The organism is unidentified bacterial endosymbiont, assembly GCF_918320885.1.
Taxonomy (GTDB): Bacteria; Pseudomonadota; Gammaproteobacteria; order Enterobacterales.
In genome coordinates this window covers 1,201,785-1,220,249 of record NZ_OU907312.1, presented here as the reverse complement: position 1 = coordinate 1,220,249, position 18,465 = coordinate 1,201,785, and the positions used below count along the sequence as shown (strand labels likewise).

The 18,465-nt window shown below is 49.4% G+C and carries 14 protein-coding genes; 9 read left to right on the top strand and 5 right to left on the bottom strand.

Annotated elements, in window-relative coordinates:
• Positions 1-549: 549 nt before the first annotated feature.
• The 4 genes from NL324_RS06240 to NL324_RS06225 all read right to left on the bottom strand — a co-directional run bounded on the left by NL324_RS06240 (position 550) and on the right by NL324_RS06225 (position 5,366).
• A complete protein-coding gene (locus NL324_RS06240; RefSeq protein ID WP_253306768.1) occupies positions 550-2,118 on the bottom strand; it encodes a type II secretion system protein in 1,569 nt (522 codons plus the stop codon).
• 329 nt (positions 2,119-2,447) lie between these two features.
• A complete protein-coding gene (locus NL324_RS06235) occupies positions 2,448-4,082 on the bottom strand; it encodes a phosphohexomutase domain-containing protein (protein ID WP_253306767.1) in 1,635 nt (544 codons plus the stop codon).
• A 90-nt stretch (positions 4,083-4,172) separates the two neighbouring features.
• Positions 4,173-4,676, bottom strand: a complete 504-nt coding sequence (locus NL324_RS06230; RefSeq protein WP_436298260.1) for a replication initiation negative regulator SeqA — start codon at positions 4,674-4,676, stop codon at positions 4,173-4,175.
• Between the two features lie 132 nt (positions 4,677-4,808).
• Positions 4,809-5,366, bottom strand: a complete 558-nt coding sequence (locus tag NL324_RS06225) for a DUF2062 domain-containing protein (protein WP_253306765.1) — start codon at positions 5,364-5,366, stop codon at positions 4,809-4,811.
• 124 nt (positions 5,367-5,490) lie between these two features.
• Here NL324_RS06225 and NL324_RS06220 point away from each other — a divergent pair, with 124 nt between their 5' ends.
• The 8 genes from NL324_RS06220 (at position 5,491) to guaA (ending at position 15,515) form a co-directional block, all read left to right on the top strand.
• Positions 5,491-7,677 carry a DNA internalization-related competence protein ComEC/Rec2 gene (locus NL324_RS06220; protein ID WP_253306764.1) on the top strand — a complete coding sequence of 729 codons (2,187 nt, stop codon included), beginning with the start codon at positions 5,491-5,493 and terminating at the stop codon, positions 7,675-7,677.
• Positions 7,678-7,786: 109 nt separating this feature from the next.
• On the top strand, positions 7,787-9,472 hold the full coding sequence (msbA, locus tag NL324_RS06215; protein ID WP_253307152.1) for a lipid A export permease/ATP-binding protein MsbA: 1,686 nt from the start codon (positions 7,787-7,789) through the stop codon (positions 9,470-9,472).
• An 86-nt stretch (positions 9,473-9,558) separates the two neighbouring features.
• Entirely contained in the window at positions 9,559-10,521 is a 963-nt protein-coding gene (lpxK, locus tag NL324_RS06210) for a tetraacyldisaccharide 4'-kinase (protein WP_253307151.1), read from the top strand.
• Positions 10,502-10,696 (top strand): Trm112 family protein, encoded by a 195-nt coding sequence (locus NL324_RS06205; protein WP_253306763.1) that lies wholly within the window; start codon positions 10,502-10,504, stop codon positions 10,694-10,696. Before lpxK ends, NL324_RS06205 begins: the two co-directional genes overlap by 20 nt.
• The gene (gene kdsB, locus NL324_RS06200; RefSeq protein WP_253306762.1) at positions 10,693-11,547 is read left to right on the top strand and encodes a 3-deoxy-manno-octulosonate cytidylyltransferase; all 855 of its coding nucleotides are present in this window, start codon (positions 10,693-10,695) and stop codon (positions 11,545-11,547) included. Before NL324_RS06205 ends, kdsB begins: the two co-directional genes overlap by 4 nt.
• Positions 11,548-11,586: 39 nt before the next feature.
• A complete protein-coding gene (folE, locus tag NL324_RS06195; RefSeq protein ID WP_253306761.1) occupies positions 11,587-12,288 on the top strand; it encodes a GTP cyclohydrolase I FolE in 702 nt (233 codons plus the stop codon).
• A gap of 94 nt (positions 12,289-12,382) precedes the next feature.
• Complete coding sequence (gene guaB, locus NL324_RS06190; RefSeq protein WP_253306760.1) at positions 12,383-13,852, top strand: IMP dehydrogenase; 1,470 nt, start codon at positions 12,383-12,385, stop codon at positions 13,850-13,852.
• A gap of 82 nt (positions 13,853-13,934) precedes the next feature.
• On the top strand, positions 13,935-15,515 hold the full coding sequence (guaA, locus tag NL324_RS06185) for a glutamine-hydrolyzing GMP synthase (RefSeq protein WP_253306759.1): 1,581 nt from the start codon (positions 13,935-13,937) through the stop codon (positions 15,513-15,515).
• Positions 15,516-15,687: 172 nt separating this feature from the next.
• Here guaA and NL324_RS06180 read toward each other — a convergent pair whose 3' ends face one another.
• A complete protein-coding gene (locus NL324_RS06180) occupies positions 15,688-16,419 on the bottom strand; it encodes a 3-deoxy-manno-octulosonate cytidylyltransferase (protein WP_253307150.1) in 732 nt (243 codons plus the stop codon).
• Positions 16,420-16,764: 345 nt separating this feature from the next.
• Here NL324_RS06180 and NL324_RS06175 point away from each other — a divergent pair, with 345 nt between their 5' ends.
• Positions 16,765-18,441 (top strand): ABC transporter substrate-binding protein, encoded by a 1,677-nt coding sequence (locus tag NL324_RS06175; RefSeq protein ID WP_253306758.1) that lies wholly within the window; start codon positions 16,765-16,767, stop codon positions 18,439-18,441.
• The last annotated feature ends 24 nt before the right edge of the window (positions 18,442-18,465 follow it).

The following is an 18,465-nucleotide window of genomic DNA, read 5'->3' as shown; positions in this document are numbered from 1 at the left end:
ACTCCAAAGTTGGTTCTTTTTCTTTAAACCTAAGGTCAGAGTAGACATTTGTTGGAAGTTTTTCTCGCAGAGGTTCAGAGAGAGTGGGCGGCAAATGAGCTTTTGATTGAAGAATCTCACCGAGTTGCTTCGCCAGGTTTCGAACTCCGCTGCTTACTTGACGGTGGTACTGGTCTAGGCTGTAACGTAGTCTAATCTCTTTAACTGATTTACCATCGTTGTTTGACGCTTTACTGTCCATAATAACCGATCATCCTAAGTAAATTAACAATATTTTTTGACTTTATTATTATAAAATAAGCTTACAAAATACTACTGGACAATAAAATAAGGTAAATTCATCAGATTAGCAACAAAAATATTAGATTAGTAACTTTTAGAAAGGTAGCGATATCCTGGTGAGCGGTGCCAGAAACAGTGCGCACCAAGCGGCAGATGTTCCAATGTCTGCTGAGTTCAAGATCTAACGGTCATTTTATTGTTTCCCAAAGTAAACGAATAATTAATTAAAGTTAATAAAATGTTAATTTTATTAACAGTGTCTATCTATCACCATGGATTTTCCGTTAGCTTACGCTCATATTCAAATTTACATTTAAAGTCATCCCCCTTACCTGCTTCATCAGCCATCGTGTTTAGCATTTCCAGTATTTCAACTCCACCCTCAGAGAGATCCTTATAATCACCATTTTTTATTGCTAATTCCATTAACTGTAAAATACTGATTATTCTATTTGGAAGCGTTCCATTATTGTAGGCATTACTATATTCCTCTTTATCTTTTTCTGAACTGCCAACTAAATTACTAAACTCATTACTAATGTTACGCCAATAATCATTTTCCTCAAATAATTTATCAAACGGTGGCATCGACATCATAAAACATGAAGAGGGAGTTTTACCAAAAAAACGCAGATTTATTAAAAAATCCTTCTTAGGAAAATTAAAACTGGTTAATAGTCTTGCACTGTCAATGTTTCTAACATCATACTTCCTACCCACTCGGGAAATTAAATAGGCACGCGCTTTTAATTTTTCTGTATGGTCAGGGTGATATAAATCCTCTTGACCAAATCCATCCCTCTCCGCTGATGGGGTACTACAGATAAATAACCCAGCCTCCTCGCTACTCTTTTTTCTGCCGATTAAAAACAGCCGCCCCTGCGGGAAATCTTGCGCATGCCTTTTATGACAGCGCTCATCGGCAAATTTCCAGATACTGCCCGTATCATCTTGAGCTCGCTCATAAAAGGGCACTTGATTCCAGTTAGCATCCACTTTCGAGGGCATCATCCAGGATGCCGTTTTTCTAGCAGGCTCAGACTCAAACTCTATCCCACCAAAGGACAACTGATTGCTGTTCAAATCCGCCGTGCGAGCACGGTTTTTGAGTCGAATTTGCGGGCCTTGGAGCAGTGACACCTCAAGGGATTGCTCCTCCTGGTTAAACAGCAATTGGTTACTGCTCAGTTTTCCAGTAAATAGACCATTTTCATACTCAATACTGTGATCTTGCATGTGCAAATTGGTCTCCATCATATTGTACTCTGGATGCCCCTCAATTTTTTTACGCCGCAAAAACCCGTTAGCATCAATGATATCGTGGGGGTTGACCCAAGTGACACTGGCGAGGTGACCAGGGGAGATCAACAGCTCCTTCCCCTCCATTTCCCACCCCCCTTGGGTGCCGGTAATTTTATCTGGAAAGAGTACGGACATATAACCGGCCTGTCCACCCACTAAGGTGCTAATTTTACGCAGAGCATCCTCAGAAATAGCTTGACCTTCCTGGGTAGTAATCACCACTTGTAATAATGAGATCTCCTCCTGTTGTTTCGGAAAAAGCTGTATTTTATAATGCTGTTGGTAGTTGTTTTTTTCAAGAAAATCAGGCGGCAGATAACCCGCTTTTCTTAAGATCACCATCTCCAATTCGCTGGGTTCAGCGGAGAAGTCGCTGTAGTGCTCTTGAATATAGCGTGTGGTCGCCTGATCGACCTGTTTAAGATGCCGTGCAACCGCTTGATGAATATGACTGTCAAGATTATTTTGGAGATAACGTGAGCCTAAGCTCATGAGACTGATGAGCACTGTGAGTACAACGATGGTTTCAATCACAGTAAACCCACGCGCCCTGGTTGTATCGTCTGCCCTAAAGCGATAGTGATAAGCTGCTGGGTAGGAGAGGATGAGGATCTTAACGATACCACTGACGTTGAAGCCCATAACCTGCTCCTAGAGAGATGAGTTTCAGTGCTCCTTCATTGTGAGTTTTCTGCTGGGGAGCTTCAAGTCTGCCCCCAAATTTTTTTTCAGTGCGTTACGCATGATAAGGGATATAACCGTGATCGGTCACCCATTACAGCGTGGCTGACACTCCATCGTCCCCAGAAAACTGGATCAGGATCACCGTAGATTACACTATTGACACGGTTAGGTCAGATCGTTCACCCTAATGGATCTTTCAACACCGTAGCGATGAGTTCCAGCGCTACGGTCTCAATCTCTCGTCGATGCTCAGGGCCAATAAAACTTTCGCAGTGAATTTTACACAGCGGTTCGGTCCCTGAGGGGCGGATAGCCAACCACCCCCGCTCGCTGATCACTTTTAAACCGCCGATCGAGGCTCCCGTATGGGGGAGGGTGGTATAACCAGCAGTAATGAGATCACCCGCCAAATCAAGCAAAGGGGGTTGTTTGGTCAAAGCTGCCATCAGCCTTGTCCTTTGAGAAGCGGTCAGTGGACATTGCAAACGGTGATAACTGATGGGTCCTAACTGTTGCTCTAAGCGTTGATAGTACACCTGCGGATCATCACCGGTGACCGCCATTATCTCAGCAGCCAATAGACAGAGCAGGATCCCATCTTTATCAGTGGTCCAGGGACTGCCATTAAAGCGTAAAAAAGTGGCCCCAGCACTCTCTTCACCAGCAAAACCCAATGAGCCTTCGTAGAGCCCGGGCACAAAGCCTTTAAAACCGACCGGTAGCTCCTGCACTGGATGGTTTAATTGACTAGCCACCCGATCAATCAGGCTACTCGAGACGATGGTTTTACCCACAGCGACCTGGCGAGGCCAGTGTGGCCGGTGCCTCAATAAGTAGTCGATAGCCACACTCAGATAGTGGTTGGCATTCATCAATCCGGCCGGCGTGATAATCCCGTGGCGATCGTGATCAGTATCGTTGGCTAGACAGAGATCAAACTGAGTGCGTTGCGCCAGTAGCGGTTGCATCACATCCTCGGAGGCACAATCCATACGAATCAGGCCATCACTATCTAAACACATAAAAGAGAACGTGGGATCTAGCAGTGGATTGGTTATCGTTAAGTTGAGTTGATACTGCTCAGCAATCCGCTGCCAATAGGCCAGGCCAGCGCCTCCTAAAGGATCCACCGCTAAGATCAGCGATGCCCGTTGAATAGCCGGCAAATCAACGACATTCACTAAATCATTCACATAAGCTTGCAGTAGATCCTGTGATTGGATCAAGCCACGTTGTTTAGCTTGAGATAAACTTTGACGTTTGATCCCTGGCAATCCCCTGTTTAATAGGGCATTAGCTCGCTGTTCAATAGCGCGGGTGATCCGGTGATCGGCTGGCCCCCCCTGGGGCGTGTTATATTTCAGACCGCCATCTTGTGGCGGATTATGTGACGGTGTAATCACAATACCATCAGCGAGCGTTGGGCTGGCTTGATTATGGCTTAAAATAGCATGGGATATTGCAGGTGTTGGCGTAAAGCCCCCATCGCTTGGAAGAATGACCGTGATACCATGAGCAGTTAGGACCTCTAGTACGGTATTCAAGGCGGGCTCTGACAGCGCATGGGTATCTCTGCCGATAAAGCAGCAACCGGTGATGCCATTCAGGGCTCTCAGTTCGGCAATTGCCTGAGCGATGGCCAGTAGGTGTGGCTCGTTAAAACTGCCAAGCGCTGCACTACCCCGATGACCCGAGGTCCCAAAAGAGACGGCTTGCAGGCTATCAGCGTGCTGATGGTATTGCTGTAGCAACTGCGGTACATCAATACAGTCGGAAGGCTGTGCAGGTTGTCCAGCCCGTGGGTGTTTCATCATCACTGATCTCTCTCTAGTGGCCATCAGTTTACCGTTTGACGGCAAGTATTCATCCAATTTCTGCCAGTAGCGACGCTTCGACTAGATCTGTTACAAACTGTCACATAGTGACTCAATCAGTGGTTTAGGGATCTGCATCGTTGTCAGCATAGCGTGCAAAATAGCGCGTTTACGGGCCGCATTAGTGTTGGTGATCACCCAATAAGGGGTTTTGGGAATTTGCTGGGGCTTAGTCTGTAGACCACCGAGCTCTAAGGTGTGCTGATCACCGGCAAAATAGCGCCGTGTTCGCCCCTGAGTCATCGCCGCTGCCTGCGCAAAAGCGCTGGCATCTACTGCGTAAAGGGTTGATAACACCAACATCAATCGTCCGATGGATGTTGGTTCATGACGGTACCTCGAAGCCGTTAACAACTGTTTCAGGGCTTGCTGCAGATCAGCAGTGGGCGGTACCGAGGGAAGCGGGGCTGTGGAGGAGTCCTCCAAGGGTAGCTTTAATAAGCGCCGCAAAATCGCTGAGGCACTCTCTCCAATATGCTGAGTTTGACGGGCAATATAGTCGTAAAGTTCAGCATCAATCTGTAACACCTTCATTTTCATCGAAACAACAACGCTCTTAACTAGGAATTATAAGGGTTCTAGGCTAATCAGTGAATAGCCAACGGTAAACCCATCAGGTATTGGTGATTGGTTGTGGCACTTCCTTGTTCAGGGGGCCTTAAAAAATTATAGTTTTCTTCTAGCTTGCCGTCGTTGCCACTGCCGACTGACCGAGTAACGCCAAAATAGTCTGATCCCCCAATAGCCTAAGCAGGCCAAACCAGCCCCACATAATAGATTACCCAATAGAAAAGCCTCCAGATGCTCACTGATCTCCCGCCAATGGAGGCCAATCCATTGCCAATTCAGCAGGTAATTTTTTATCCAGGGCCAAGAGAAATGTTGGCCATTCATTAGGGGAGCTGGTTGTATTATCCAGGCGCCTAAGTGATAGGTGGCATAAAAAACGAAAGGCATAGTGAGCGGATTCGTCAACCACACTAAAGCAACCGAGAGCGGCAGATTGACCTGAAATAGAATGGCGCCAGCCGCTGCTAAAGCCATTTGACAGGGGAGTGGAATAAAGGCTATCAATAGCCCTACCGCAAAAGCACCCGAGGCCGATCGACGATTTAAATGCCATAAATTGCTGTGATGCAACCAACGGTTAACAATACCCAGACCTTTTTGTGCCTGAATAGTTTCCATACTGGGAATAAAACGTTTGATCAGTTTTTTAGCCATTGGCGATCGATCCTGGCAAATCAGAAGCTCTTTAGACGTAGCAGCTGTTGCTGTGTTACTCGGTATGTTACCACTATTGTTTCTACCGAGACTACCATCCCTTCCATTACTACTAGGATTGGTTTTGGGGATACTGTTGTTATTAGCTATCCCACTGGCGGGTTGCCGTCTGCTGGCGCTGATCACGGGTAGTTTTCTCTGGGCTGTGTTATCGGCTAAACAGTGTCTATACCCCTTACGCTATGCAAGCGGCACGCCAGTTCAGGCCGTTATCCAAGTGGTTAGCATTAATATTGGCCAGAGAGCGTCTGGATATTCGGTACGGATCATGGCATTAGCTGGTCGTTCACTACCCCATTGGCAGCGTTTTTTAATCAAAGCTTACTGGCCGAAGCGGGCACCGCTGATCCAGGCTGGACAACAATGGCAAGTGACTTTGATCTTGCGTCCTGTGCATGCGCAACTCAATGAAGGGGGATGGGATAGTCAACGTTGGGCCGTAGTGCAACGACAGCTATTCACGGCTCATCTCCGTCAGGCGACCTTATTGACGGACCAACCCACCTCTCGACAACAGTTGATCACTGCGTGGCGACCTCGTCTCGAAGGATTTGCCTCTACTGATCTGCTGTTAGCGCTGCTATTCGGTGAACGCAGTCGTTTAAGCTCCGAACATCGCCACTGGTTACAATGGAGTGGCATCGCTCATTTGCTGGCTATTTCAGGATTACATATTTCATTAGTAGCCGGTTTAGGCTGGGGCTGTGGACGCCTACTGCAGTGGCTAATCCCGTGGAGTCGCCTGCAACTGCTGATGCCGCTGGGGCTTGGATGGTTGTTAGCCACGCTCTATACCGCGATAGCAGGCGCCAATCCTCCCGCATTACGCGCCTGGTTGGCATTGAGTATCCTCCTATGGCTACGGTTACGGGGCTATTATTGGCTGCCTAGCCAGCTGCTATTACGGGTGGTAGCGCTGCTACTTCTGTATGATCCTTTAATGGTGCTCTCGAGTAGTTTTTGGCTCTCGATCACCGCTGTTTCAGGGTTACTATTCTGGTCTCATTGGGTTCCCTGGCCGCAGCGCTGCGCCTCGCGCAGCTGGCGGTGGCTGTTGTCTGGGTTATATCTCCAATGCGGACTGTTATTACTGCTGCTTCCTTTACAGGTTGGGCTATTCCAGGGCGTGACCCTGTGGGCGCTCCCGGTGAATCTTTTAGCAGTACCTTGGGTGTCGCTCTGCACGATGCCGTTGCTGTTCGGGGCGATTCTTAGCAGTGCTTGGCCTCTGCTCTCTCAGCTCTTATGTCAATATGCTGATCACTCCTTAGTGCTGTTAGGTAAACTCACGCTGTTTGAACGCTTTGCCACGGTAGCCCATCAGGGGTGGTTGAACTGGCCCGCAGCGGCTCATGGTGTCAGTTACTTAGGGTGGTTTGTTGTCATCACAGGACGTTTAAGATTGTGGCGCACCCATTATGGGACCTTGGGGGTGCTATCACTGATCAGCCTTGCTCCGCTATTAGGTAGCCGTCAGGAGTGGCGTGTAGACTTGTTAGATGTTGGCCATGGATTAGCCGTGGTCATCAGCCGCCAGGGACGGGCGATTCTTTATGATGTTGGCACTGCTTGGCCGGGGGGTTCGGTGGCAGAGCGATCCATTATTCCTCACTTACAGTGGCGGGGATTAGCACTGGAGGGGGTGATCCTTAGCCATCAAGATCGGGATCATGCCGGCGGTTGGCCAGTGATACAGCAGCACTATCCTCCGATCTGGTTACGCAGTGCAGCGACCCAGGCAGGTGCTTTGCCCTGCCGAGCTGGCGAGCATTGGAGGTGGCAAGGACTCTATTTTGAGGTATTATGGCCCCCGAAGCTGGTGCCGCGGGCTTATAATCGTGACTCTTGTACACTGCGAGTGAGTGATGGTCAGCATCAGGTGCTGTTGACTGGTGATTTGGAGCGATCGGCCGAGTGGCGGCTAGTACGAGAACGACCAGAACAACTGGCCGCTACGGTCCTGTTGATCCCGCACCATGGCAGTCGGACCTCCTCATCGGAGGCATTACTATCGGCCGTAAAACCGCAGGCTGCTATCGTCTCAGCGGCGCGTTATAATCCCTGGCGCTTACCGGCAGCGGTCATCCGAAATCGTTATCAGCAGCAGGGAATAGCCTGGTTTAGCACCGCACAAGTTGGGCAAATCACCCTGCGTTTTACTCCATCAGGTTGGCAACTATTAACCTACCGGCATCATTTAGCGCCACGCTGGTATCATCCGTGGTGGGGTGTGGCGTCGACTACAGGATAGTCGCTAGCCCGTCAGTGGCTGTTAAGGCAGAAAGAGACCTCCATAAGGAGCATATCACTTGAAAAATAATGATTTAAAGACTTGGCAAACCTTTCGACAACTCTGGCCGATGATTGCTCCTTTTAAGCTTAGCCTAGTATTGGCCGCACTCGCTTTAATTGGCAATGCAGCAATCGATCTAAAAATGATATGGTTGAGCAAACTGCTGTTAGATGAAGGGTTTGGGCAGACTGATCCGCAGGTGTTGCGCTGGATGCCATTGACCGTTCTGCTACTCGTGTTGCTGCGTGGCTTAAGCCAATTTGTAGCCAGTTATGGCTTGGCTTGGGTCTCTGGACAGGTAGTAATGACGTTACGACGTCGCTTATTTGACCATTTGATGAGCCTACCGGTCCCTTTTTTTGATCGCCAATCGACAGGTAGTTTGCTGTCACGTATCACCTATGATTGTGAGCAAGTAGCCAATAGCAGCGCTGAAATTTTAGTCACCCTAGTTCGTGACAGCGCCTTTGTGATCGGGGCACTGTGCATAATGTGTTATCAGAGCTGGCAACTCTCTTCTATCATTATACTGGTAGCTCCCGTGGTATCCTTCACCATTAATCGTGTTTCTAAACGATTTCGTATGTTGAGTAAACGCCTGCAGGAGTCCATGGGGGTGATGACCGTACGTGCCGAGCAGATGCTTAAAGGACACCGCGAGGTGTTGCTGTTCGGTGCTCAAGCAACCGAATCGCAACGTTTTGCTAGGGTAAGTAACCAGATGCGCCAGCAAAAAATGAAAATCGTAGCGACCTCGGCACTGACTGAACCCTTCATCCAGTTGATCGCTTCCACTGCTTTAGCCTTCATCCTGTATGCAGCGACTCTACCCAGCATTAAACATGCTCTCTCTGCCGGGACATTGACAGCACTTTTCAGCACCATGCTATCCCTAATGAGACCACTGAAATCGCTGACCAATGTCAACACGCCATTTCAGCAAGGAATGGCAGCGTGTCAAACTCTGTTTGACTTGTTAGCGATCCCTACCGAGCAAGATAACGGATTGGAATCGCTACCCGCCGTCAGCCCAGAGATCACCTGGAGTCAGGTGACCTTTCGTTATCCCACCAAGCAACAACCCACCTTAAAAAAGATCACGATGACTATTCTTGCTGGCAGTCGAGTGGCCATCGTGGGACGTTCAGGGGCGGGTAAAAGTACGCTGGTCTCTCTATTAACCCGTTTTTACGAGCTCCAAGAGGGAAGTATTCAGCTGCATGGTCGTGATATTAGAGAGTATGGCTTAACCTCACTGCGTCGCCAAATTTCGGTAGTCTCTCAACAGGTCCATCTATTTGATGATACTATTGCCAATAATATTGCTTATGGCTGTGACCTGCCAATCTGTGAGTCAGCTATTGAAGAAGCCGCCTGCCAGGCCTCTGTGACGGAATTTAGCGAATCGCTGCCACTCGGATTGCAGACTCCCATTGGTGAAAATGGTCTCTTACTCTCTGGTGGGCAACGTCAGCGTATCGCCATTGCCCGTGCCTTACTCCGAAACAGTCCGCTCCTGATTCTTGATGAAGCGACCTCAGCACTGGACACTGTTTCAGAGAAGCTGATTCAGGCTGCCTTGCAGCGACTGCAAAAAAATCGTACGGTGTTAATCATCGCCCATCGGTTATCCACCATTGAACAGGCTGATCATATCGTCGTTCTCGAGGGGGGAGAGATCGTTGAAACCGGGAGCCACCAGGAACTATTAGCTCATGCAGGGCGCTATGCAGCGTGGTATGGTTTACAGTAGTGGCGGACTACCTGCTGAAAAAATCTATCGTCTTAGGACGATTGGCCCTTAAAGCCATTGATAAGCTTTGGTTTGGCAAGCGGCGAATGGCCTGCCTGCTACTGCCCTTGTCGGTGCTCTATGCCCTGGTGGTGACGTTACGTCGCTACACCTATCAGATCGGTTTACTGCCGCGGTGGCAAGCACCACTGCCGGTGATAGTGGTGGGTAACTTGACCGTTGGCGGTACGGGTAAGACCCCCTTAGTCATCTGGTTAGTGCAACAACTGCAAGCACGCGGATTGCAGGTCGGTGTCGTGGCCCGCGGTTATGGCGGACAGATCGGTCGGGGTGTACAGGAGATCTATCCAGCGTGTTCAGCGACTCTAGTCGGCGATGAACCGCTGCTGATTGCTCAGCGGACTGGCGCGCCCGTGGTGGTAGCAGCGAAACGGGCACGGGCGGTGGCACTGCTGTGTCAACGTTACCACTTGGATGCTATCATAGCGGACGATGGGCTCCAGCACTATGGGCTTCAGCGCGATCTGGAGTTCGTGGTCATAGAGGGTCAGCGCCGTTTTGGCAATGGCTATTGGTTACCGGCAGGTCCGTTGCGGGAGGGGATCGGGCGCTTGCAGTCCGTCGATGCCCTGATTGTTCATGGTGGCACACCAGAGCCTGGGGAGTTGCCCATGCAGCTCCGTTTATTGAATGCCGTGAATCTGTTGACCGGAGAGCAGTGTCCGGTGACTCAACTGCCACCAGCCGTGGCGATGGCTGGTATTGCTCATCCTGAGCATTTTTTTACGCTGTTAAAACAACAGGGCGTCTCTTTGCAAGGCACCACGGTTTTTCGAGATCACCAGCCCTATCGACTCGCGATGCTCCAGAGCTTAACCCTGGATCGGCAGCCCTTGCTGATGACAGAAAAAGATGCGGTGAAGTGTCGTCTATTTGCCCAGACGAACTGGTGGTTTTTACCGGTGGAAGCTGTTCTACCAAACTGGGCTGAAGAGGCGTTAATCCAGCGTATCATGAAGAAGATTCCCCATGGATCCACAACTACTTGAAAGCTTAGTGTGTCCCCGCTGTCAGGCTGCTTTGCTGCTTGAAGCATCACTAGCTAATCAACCGCCACAGGCGTTGATTTGTGCTACTGATCAGCTGCGTTACCCGATTGAGGCGGGCATTCCGCTACTCCTGCTGGCGCAAGCAAGCACTGATTCCAGTGAGGCTCTATTATGAAGGTGCCACCTAAAGCGATGGCGGCAGTAGAGTTTGTAGCGGTGATTCCAGCGCGTTATGCAGCCACCAGACTGCCGGGTAAACCCTTAGTGGATCTCTGTGGTCAACCGATGATCCTGCGAGTATTATCAGCGGTACGCCGCTCAGGTGCTCGCCAAATTATTGTGGCGACTGATCATCCTCAGGTCGCTGAGGTAGTGACCGCGGCAGGGGGTGAAGTCTGCATGACCCGATTAGATCACCCGTCAGGGACTGCCCGTTTAGCGGAAGTGGTCGCCCACTATCAGTGGGCCGATGAGACGATTATAGTGAACGTGCAAGGGGATGAGCCGCTGATGCCACCAGTCTTGATCCAACAGGTTGCAAATCAGTTGGCGCCGAGCAGTGCCGCGGTGGCGACGCTGGCGGCACCACTACAGTCGGTGTCAGCACTCTGGGATCCTAATGTGGTGAAAGTGGTGACTGATCGGCAGGGTTATGCACTCTATTTTTCACGCGCCGCGATCCCCTGGGATCGTCAGCGGTTTAACACGCTGTCACCGCCAGCACTGCAGGCGTTTACGGTGCATCACACCATTGACGCTGATCAAGCGCCGGCGATCTTAGCTCACCCCTGTTATCAACGGCATATCGGGATCTACGCTTATCAGGCGGCTTTTATCCGTCGTTACAGTCACTGGACGGAGAGCCCCTTAGAACAGCTCGAGCTATTAGAACAGCTGCGGATCCTTTGGCAGGGTGAAAAAATCAAGGTGGCCACAGCACAGGTTCCTGCCTCCCAGGGGGTGGATACTCCAGCGGATCTCTTCAGGGTGCGACAGCAACTGGCCGAAGCGTTATCTGTTGGATAATTCAATTGTTAGTATTGGGTATTATGGAGAAGTAGCAACATGTTATCATGCCGGTTAATTTCAGAAGCGGTCAAAGGGTGCACCTTTAGTCCAGAGGCCATTAAAGTGCGCAACGCCCTACGGGCACGTGGCTTGGAAACACCGCTGCAAGCCTTGCAGCACCTGGACTCAGAGCAGCGCAAACAGCAATTAGAAGGCCATCTGCGGGCTATTTTGCAGCTGTTGGGGCTTGATCTCAGCGACGACAGTTTGCTGGAAACTCCCCGTCGAGTCGCCAAGATGTACCTAGAAGAGCTCTTTATTGGGTTAGATTACGCGCATTTCCCTGACATCACGGTGATCGCGAATAGCATGCAGCTGGATGAGATGATTACCGTACGGGATATTACTCTAATCACGACCTGTGAACATCACCTGGTGACCATCGATGGTTTGGCTAAAGTGGCTTATATCCCAAACCAGCAGATCATTGGCTTATCTAAGATCAATCGCATTGTACAATTTTTCGCTCGTCGTCCCCAGGTACAGGAGCGTTTAACCCAACAAATTTTGCTAGCATTACAAACACTACTCGAAACCGACAACGTCGCAGTAGCCATTGATGCTGTGCACTACTGTGTTAAAGCACGTGGCGTACGAGATACCCACAGTGCTACTACAACCAGCGCCCTGGGCGGTGTGTTTAAGCGCTGCCCCATGACCCGCCAGGCCTTCTTATTCACTCAGCCCATGGGTTGTTGATCTTCAGAAAAATCTAGGATTTGGTGTGTAATTGCTGTATAGTTCCGCTGCAATGTTTTACCTCACCATGACCCGATAACGGTAGGATGTTGCAATGATCCGTGTCACGCCAACCGCACTAACCTTTGATGATGTACTGCTGCAGCCAGCCTATTCAACGGTGCTGCCCACCCAAGCTGATCTCAGCACCCGCCTAACGGCCACCATTCCGCTCAATATTCCCTTGCTATCGGCTGCTATGGATACGGTCACCGAAGCGGCCTTAGCCATCGCTATTGCACAAGAGGGGGGTCTCGGTTTTATCCATAAGAATATGAGTATTGCACAGCAGGCACAAGCGGTGCGATCGGTTAAAAAACATGAGAGCGGGATTGTCTCTGATCCGGTGACTGTTCAGCCAGAAACCTCTATTAGTCAAGTGCTTACCCTCACCAAAAAAAATGGCTTTGCCGGTTATCCCGTTGTCACTGCGGCGCATGAATTGGTAGGGATTATTACCGGCCGTGATGTGCGTTTTGTCTCTGATCTAGATAAACCAGTGAGTCAAGTGATGACGCCGAAAGAGCGCCTAGTCACCGTGCGAGCGGGCGCTTCCAGCGAGACGATTTTGCAGTTAATGCATCAACATCGGATAGAAAAAGTGTTGGTAGTGGATGCTCAGTTTCGTCTTCAAGGGATGATCACCGTCAAAGATTATCAAAAAGCCGAAAATAAACCCAATGCTTGTAAAGATCACTTAGGGCGTTTACGGGTAGGTGCTGCCGTTGGGGCAGTGGCTGGTAATGAGATCCGCATTGCCGCACTGGTAGAAGCAGGCGTTGATGTGTTGCTGATTGACTCCTCACATGGTCATGCAGAAGGCGTTTTGCAGCGCATTCGCGCTACCCGAGCGACCTATCCTGATTTGCCGATTGTGGGGGGTAATGTCGCCACCGCTGCTGGCGCGCTGGCATTGGCGGAAGCTGGGGTGAGTGCCGTCAAGGTGGGTATTGGTCCAGGCTCGATCTGCACCACTCGGATTGTCACCGGTGTTGGCGTCCCACAAATTACTGCCATCGCCGACGCCGTACACGCCTTGGCAATGGCAAATTTAGATATTCCGGTGATTGCTGATGGCGGCATCCGTTTTTCTGGAGATATTGCTAAAGCGATTGCCGCGGGTGCCTCCTGTGTCATGGTGGGGGCCCTGTTGGCTGGGACCGAAGAGGCGCCTGGCGAAGTGGAACTCTCCAAAGGGCGGGCTTATAAAAGCTACCGGGGGATGGGATCGCTCGGGGCCATGGGTAAAGGATCCGCCGATCGCTATTTTCAGAGTGATAATGCGCTGGATAAATTAGTACCCGAGGGGATTGAGGGACAGATCCCTTACAAAGGTAAGCTGAAAGAGGTGGTGCATCAACAGATGGGTGGACTCCGGGCTTGTATGGGGTTAACCGGCTGTGCCACTATCGAAGCTTTACGCACCCAAGCACAATTTGTTCGTTTAACGCGTGCGGGCATTGCTGAGAGTCATGTCCATGATGTCACCATCACCAAAGAAGCGCCGAATTATCGTTTAGGGTAATCCATCAGACACACAACCTCTCTTAAACTGGTGGCGCTACTCCTAGCGTTGCCGCTATTGAATGAATAGGCTACCTTCACCCATGCAGACCAACTCTCCAGAACAGCGACTCCTAATTTTAGATTTTGGATCACAAACTAGCCAACTGATTGCCCGTAGAGTTCGCGAATGTGGCGTGTACTGTGAACTGTGGGATGGCTCAGTATCAGCCGCCAAGATCCGTGAGTTTAATCCACGTGGCATTATCTTATCCGGTGGTCCCGATAGTAGCCTGGCCGTCGATAGCCCGCGGCCCGCTGAGGCTATTTTTCACTTAGGAGTCCCGCTCTTGGGGATCTGCTACGGGATGCAGATCATGGCCTGCCAATTGGGGGGTGAGGTTACTCCGGCCGCTGCACGAGAATTCGGTTATGCTGAAGTGGTACTGCATACCGCTAGTGCTTTATTCGATAACATTGAAGATAGCCTGACAGCTCACGGTGATCCGCTGCTCAAAGTGTGGATGAGCCATGGTGATCAGGTGACGCAGTTACCGAAGGAGTTTGTGAGCCTGGCCAGTACCCCGAACTGTCCGCTGGCCGCGATGGCCGATGAAGCCAGAGGTTTTTACGGGATACAGTTTCACCCAGAGGTGACGCATACCCCCCAAGGCCTGCGGATTTTAGCGCGTTTTGTACAGCAAATTTGTGGCTGTACGCCGAGCTGGACACCGCAGTCGATTATTGACGAGTTAGTCGCAAACATTCAACAGCAGGTTGGAGCAGAGGAGCAGGTGATCCTCGGGCTCTCTGGCGGGGTGGACTCAGCAGTGACCGCCTTGCTACTCCACCGTGCGCTGGGCCAGCGACTGCACTGTATCTTTGTGGATAATGGCCTATTACGCTGGCAGGAAGCAGAACAGGTTCGTCAAACTTTTGCTGAGCATTTTGGGCTGCATTTAACAACCGTTCAGGCTGAACAGCGGTTTTTTGCGGCACTACAAGGGGTGGTCGATCCAGAAGCCAAACGAAAAGTGATCGGTCATCTATTTATTGAGGTGTTCGATGAGCAAGCAGGGCAATACCCAGAGATCAAGTGGTTAGCGCAAGGGACCATTTACCCGGATATCATTGAATCAGCCGCCTCAGCCACCGGGAAAGCCCAGGTAATCAAATCGCACCACAATGTTGGTGGCTTGCCTGAGACGATGACCTTAAAACTGTTAGAACCCTTACAGAAGCTCTTTAAAGATGAGGTGCGTGCCATTGGTTTAGAGTTAGGCTTGCCCTATGAACTCCTCTATCGTCACCCCTTTCCGGGACCGGGACTCGGGGTACGGGTTCTGGGTGAAGTGCGTGCCACCTACTGTGACCTACTGCGCCAAGCCGATGCTATTTTTATGGAAGCCCTGCAGCAAGCAGGGCTCTACTATCAAGTCAGTCAAGCCTTCGCAGTATTTCTAGGGGTTCGTTCGGTAGGCGTCATGGGCGATGGCCGACAATATGCCTGGGTCATTGCGCTACGGGCGGTAGAGACCATCGACTTTATGACCGCCCGCTGGGCCCGGCTACCGGGGGATTTTCTAGAGTTAGTAGCCAATCGCATTATCAATGAGGTCCCCGGCATTGCGCGCGTGGTGTACGATATCTCAGGAAAACCCCCAGCGACGATTGAATGGGAGTAGGGGGTTGCTATGACTGATGGGGACTGCAGACGGCGCCAGGTTTAGACTTTAGCACAGGGATGATTTCCTGTGCTGCTTTAATAGAAGTAAAGGAGAGACTAAGCCTGTCTCTCATGAAAAATCTATTTATTTCTGGAAAGAGTTATTATATTCATTATCATGCATCAATAAGTTATTCACTCATAGATTGATAAAACTCTATGGCTTTGTTTAAATCCTCTGCTGTATCAACAGAAATAGGAATATTATCAACATAACATACCCCTATGGACATATCATTTTGTAATGCTCTTAGTTGTTCAAGTTTTTCGATTAATTCTAAGGTTGAGGTGGGTAAGTTCCTGAATTTAGTTAATGCTTCTTTACGAAATCCATAAATGCCTACATGACATAAAAATTCTTCAGCGCCATGAGGAATAAGACTACGAGAGAAATACAAGGCTTTATCATTATGGCCAGTAACCACTGTGACCTTGCTCGGGCTATTGACGATATCTATTCCAACTTTTACCACGGGTGTCATAATATCGTAATGACTCGATTTTAGGCTTTCAATAACTTTTATAATTGATTTTGGTTCTACAAAAGGCATGTCACCTTGTACATTCAAAATATAATTAATATGCTGATTATCAGGAATGAGCTGAAATGCTTCACATACTCGGTCAGTACCCGATTGGCACTCTTGGGTGGTGAGAATGAATTGTCCACCACAATCAGTCACTTTTTCAGCTATAGCTTCTGAGTCAGTTGCAACATAAATATTTTTTAGGGTGGTTAAGTGCACCTGCCTGAGAACGTGCTCGATCATTGAAACTTCCCCTATAAATCGTAGAGGTTTTTGGGGAAGCCTTACCGAATCAAGTCTTGAAGAAATGATAATAGCAACATCAGAATGCATAATACACCATACCTATAAAAGTAGTTGCCCTATTACTTTGCAATGGTAGCTTTTTTAAACGATAAGGTACAGTGAAAAGTGATTCTTTCCTCTTAAAAAGATGTTATTCCTGTATAAACAATAATCCATAATAGTTAATAGTCTATTCTGGACTATTAACTATAGGATTATCTATCCGATAGAGCAGCCCAGACCCAGACCAAGCTTAGCTTACATAGAGGCAAGATCCATCATAGTGACTGGCTCTATTTTAGAAAAATTATTTTCATGGAATGGGTGTACTCCTTGATTTTTTTAGATTTATGATCCAGGATGCCCTATGCAAATATTATGTAGCAGGTACTTAGGGTGCAGGATAGTAGGGTTAAAATTAAAGGGGTGGCCAATACAGTAGGAGGGAGTAGCGTGACGCTGTGGGGGAGTTTGACTCTAAGCCTAGCCCTATTATCGAGCATACACGTTGTCGGTGCTGAAATCCCCTCTGGAGTAGCGCTTTCTCCCCATCAGGAGCTGGTGATTAATAATGTGGCTGAACCGGCATCCCTAGATCCCCATAAAACTCTTGGCTCCCCTGAGGCCAGTATTATGGCAAATCTTTTTGAGGGCTTAGCCTCTTTTGATCCTCGTGGAGAGATAGTTCCCGGGGTGGCTGTGCGTTGGGAGAGCACTCCAGATTTTAAGCGCTGGACCCTCTATTTACGAACGGAAGCTAGTTGGTCCAACGGCGAACCCCTGACAGCCCACGACTTTGTCTACAGTTGGCAGCGCTTGGCTGATCCTGAGACTGCCGCACCCTATGTTGATGCTCTTCTAGGGATGAGGTTAGAGAATATCGATGAGATCGTCAGTGGGAAGCAGCCGAGCGGAAAATTGGGGATCTGTGCCATTGATGACCATACTCTACAGTTATCTCTCTCCTCTCCAGTGCCCTACTTGAGTAAGATGCTCGCCAATTTTCCGCTCTATCCTATTCATCAGGCTACGGTGGAAAAGTTCGGTGACAAGTGGACTTCCCCAGCAAACTGGGTGGGTAATGGGGCCTATAAGATAGATAAGTGGCTGGTCAATGAGCGGATTGTTCTATTGCGCAACAAAAATTACTGGGACAATTTAAACATGGTTATCGACAAGGTAACCTTTTTGCCCCTCTCTTCGGATGAGAGTGCTGTCAAGCGTTACCTAGCAGGAGAAATTGATATCACTGGGAGAAATTTGCCAACGGAACTGTTCAAGGAGTTTAAGCATACGATGGCAGAAGAGGTACAAGCTTCCCCACGTTTAGCCCTCTATTTTTATGAATTCAATATACGCCAAGCCCCATTTAATGATCCCCGGGTGCGCAGGGCGCTCTCTTTAGTTTTGAATCGTGAATGGATCTCCTCATCGGTTCTGGGCCAAGGGCAACTGCCAGCTTACACCTTCAACTCGAGAGACCCCAAGGGCTTTCAGCCACATCCAGTGGTGTGGAGCAGCTGGGAGCCACAACAGCGGCAGGTGGAAGCTAGAAAGTTACTTCAAGAGGCGGGCTATGGCGAGGAGAAGCCACTAAAGTTTACTCTGAGCTATGACAACAGTGAGTATAACAAGAAGATTGCGCTAGCGGCGGCGGCCATGTGGCGTGAGACATTAGGGGCCGAGGTACGCTTGGAAGGGCAGGAGTGGCGGAGCTTTATGGAAAACCGCGCTGCAGCCAAGCTCCAGATGTCAGCCCTGACCTGGTTCTCCGACTATAATGAACCCAGCTCGTTTCTGAATATTCTAATTTCCAACAGCAGTGTGTGTACCTCGGGGTACAGTAGTCAATATTTTGATGATCTGATGCTACGCAGCTTATCAGCTACAACTGTGGAGGAGCGCTATCAGATCTACCAAGCGGCGGAGGATCAGTTAATGTTAGATCTACCGATTATTCCTCTTTTCCACGTAGTGACGGTTCGACTGGTAAAGCCAGATATCGGTGGTTATAGGTGCGATAACCCTATGAGGGTTTTCTATATGAAGGATCTGTACCGCATTAAGCGGTAGCTAAATTATTTTGGTCTAATAGAT

What these genes read in the sequence shown, in the direction of transcription:
- lpxK (WP_253307151.1), top strand. Translation starts at nt 9,559, where the DNA reads ATGGCCTGCCTGCTACTGCCCTTGTCGGTGCTCTATGCCCTGGTGGTG.
- NL324_RS06225 (WP_253306765.1), bottom strand. Translation starts at nt 5,366, where the DNA reads ATGGCTAAAAAACTGATCAAACGTTTTATTCCCAGTATGGAAACTATT.
- kdsB (WP_253306762.1), top strand. Translation starts at nt 10,693, where the DNA reads ATGAAGGTGCCACCTAAAGCGATGGCGGCAGTAGAGTTTGTAGCGGTG.
- guaA (WP_253306759.1), top strand. Translation starts at nt 13,935, where the DNA reads ATGCAGACCAACTCTCCAGAACAGCGACTCCTAATTTTAGATTTTGGA.
- NL324_RS06230 (WP_436298260.1), bottom strand. Translation starts at nt 4,676, where the DNA reads ATGAAGGTGTTACAGATTGATGCTGAACTTTACGACTATATTGCCCGT.
- NL324_RS06205 (WP_253306763.1), top strand. Translation starts at nt 10,502, where the DNA reads ATGGATCCACAACTACTTGAAAGCTTAGTGTGTCCCCGCTGTCAGGCT.
- folE (WP_253306761.1), top strand. Translation starts at nt 11,587, where the DNA reads ATGTTATCATGCCGGTTAATTTCAGAAGCGGTCAAAGGGTGCACCTTT.
- guaB (WP_253306760.1), top strand. Translation starts at nt 12,383, where the DNA reads ATGATCCGTGTCACGCCAACCGCACTAACCTTTGATGATGTACTGCTG.
- msbA (WP_253307152.1), top strand. Translation starts at nt 7,787, where the DNA reads ATGATTGCTCCTTTTAAGCTTAGCCTAGTATTGGCCGCACTCGCTTTA.
- NL324_RS06235 (WP_253306767.1), bottom strand. Translation starts at nt 4,082, where the DNA reads ATGATGAAACACCCACGGGCTGGACAACCTGCACAGCCTTCCGACTGT.